At 66.9% G+C, this 1434-nt stretch carries 1 protein-coding gene and 1 pseudogene; one reads left to right on the forward strand and one right to left on the reverse strand.

Annotated elements, in window-relative coordinates:
* A partial coding sequence (locus FIP57_RS22925) for a hypothetical protein (protein ID WP_203231430.1) occupies positions 1 to 503 on the forward strand: 503 nt, incomplete at its 5' end.
* Between the two features lie 43 nt (positions 504 to 546).
* On the opposite strand, the pseudogene FIP57_RS22930 reads toward FIP57_RS22925, so the two are convergent.
* A pseudogene (locus FIP57_RS22930) lies at positions 547 to 1308 on the reverse strand (IS481 family transposase); the annotation flags it as partial.
* Positions 1309 to 1434 lie beyond the last annotated feature (126 nt).

Consider the following 1434-nt stretch of genomic DNA (forward strand, 5'->3'; position numbering starts at 1 on the left):
TCACAATCAAGGCCTCGGAGAACCCGGCGACTACAGCGCCGGCGGCCATCCATGCCCCGGCCGCAGATCCGACCCGGACGTCGCACTCAACGACTCAACCCACAGCCAAAAGAAAGTTCGAGGCTAAGGGGAGCGGCGCCGGCGACCGCACAGTGGTCCTGCCGCCCTTCGTGGCCTCGATGCTGCGCGAGCGGCTCATGGCTGTCGCGCCGAACGAGAACGACGCGATCTTCGCGACCAGGACCGGGAACTGGCTGTCGCTCAACAACATCAACACGCGGCTACGCGACCGCATCCTCAAGGGGACTGAGGTCGGCACCTGGTTCGAGCTCCGACTCCTGCGGTCCGCGACCGGCACCGTCGTCGCCAACGCGTCCGGTGCAGAGGCAGCCGCTGCTCAGATGGGCAACACCCGTGAGATCGCAGAAAGCCACTACATCCACAAGAGTCGGCTCGCTCCGGACCATTCGGCGCAGATCGAGGCAGCCTGGGCTCAGCAGTGAGTCCCTCGCGCGTGCCACGAGCTGCGTCGCGTCCGCCCGCCGCCTAGATGTGATGCCCAGCCAGGTTGTTCAACCTGGTGATGGGAGCTGCCTTCCCGATCGCTGAGTGGGGCCGGTGATGGTTGTACTCGTGGACCCATGCTGGCAGAGCCGCGAGCCGGGCTGACTCGGAGTTGTAGAACTTCTTGAACGCCCACCCCTCGGCCAGGGTGCGGTGGAACCGCTCGATCTTCCCGTTCGTCTGTGGCCGGTAGGGCCGGGTCCGCTTCGGCGTGATGCCCAGCTCGGCACAGGTCTCTCGCCAGAGGTTCGACCGATAGCAGCTGCCGTTGTCTGAGAGCACCCGGTGCACGGTGACGCCGCGTTCGGTGAACCAGGCGACGGCATGGCGGAGGACGTCGGTGGCGGTCTCCTTGGTCTCGTCGTCGCGGGCCTCGACATAGGCGACGCGGGAGTGGTCGTCGATCACCGTGTGCAGAAAGCAGGTCCCAATCAGCGGGTTGTGATGCTTGTTGCGCGGTGTCCCGGTCCGCGCGACGGTTGCCGCTCGGTTTTTCCCGCCCTGGCCGCGGCCGACGTAGCGCCACCCGCCACCGTCGGGGACCCTGCCGAGCTTCTTGACGTCGACGTGGAGCAGGTCGCCGGGGTGGTCGTGTTCGTAGCGGCGGATCGGCTCACCGGTGACCCGGTCGACATGGGTGAGCCGGTTGATCCGGCAGCGGACCAGCACCGCGTGGACGGTCGAGGACGGCATCCCTAGCCGGTCGCCGATCTCGACCGGACCCAGTCGCTGCTTCCAGCGCAGGTCAAGTCCGCTGAGGTGGTGTACGAAGTCTGATCCTTCGTCGTTGTAGTTCAGGCCGTGATGGCCGGCAGGGTCGGCTGGTCGGTCACCTCCTCGGTCGTCCTGGTGTCGACGGCCTGTGCGCGG

The sequence above is a fragment of the Nocardioides caldifontis genome, from assembly GCF_008087345.1.
In the GTDB taxonomy this organism is placed as follows: Bacteria; Actinomycetota; Actinomycetes; order Propionibacteriales; family Nocardioidaceae; genus Marmoricola_A; species Marmoricola_A caldifontis.